The organism is Neisseria sp. P0021.S007 (assembly GCF_051956855.1).
In genome coordinates this window covers 1-549 of sequence record NZ_JBQCXA010001014.1, presented here as the reverse complement: position 1 = coordinate 549, position 549 = coordinate 1, and the positions used below count along the sequence as shown (strand labels likewise).

The 549-nt window shown below is 49.7% G+C and carries 1 protein-coding gene; it reads left to right on the top strand.

Annotated features, from left to right (window positions below):
* Positions 1 to 34: 34 nt before the first annotated feature.
* Positions 35 to 549, top strand: a 515-nt coding sequence (locus ACTHUR_RS17260; protein ID WP_440399937.1) for a TetR/AcrR family transcriptional regulator, incomplete at its 3' end; no start/stop codon positions are given.

Genomic DNA, 549 nt, shown 5'->3' with positions numbered 1-549 from the left:
AATATGATGAGTATCCGACTTGCGGATAACTTTAATGAAAACCCTTTATGAACAAAATCAAAATCTTCTTACCGTCATGACTGCCAGCAAACAACAAACCATCGCCGACACCGCCCGCCGCCTGTTCCGCGAACATGGCTTTTCCGCCGTATCCGTAGGCAGCATCTGCGCTGAGGCCGACGTCAGCCGCGTCACTTTTTACAAATATTACAGCGGTAAAAACGCACTCTTGCAGGCAATAGTTACCGAGCAGAAAAACCGCGTCCGTGCCGAATTTGAAAATCTGCTTGAACGGCAATGCAGCCTGCGCGAAGCCGCTGAGGCTGTGTTTGCCCTGCAAAAACAATCGTTTGAAGAACTTTATTCCGCCGCTTTCCTGCGCGACATTGAAGAGAACATCGATTTGGAGCTGGAGCGCTTTTTCCGCGAATTGAACGAAGAAAAATACGCCTTTATGCGCGGATTCTTCCATGCTCTGCAACAACGCCGCCTGATTCAGCCCGATTTGCCGGTGGAACTCATCGACCTGTTCATTCGTCAGGCGGATAT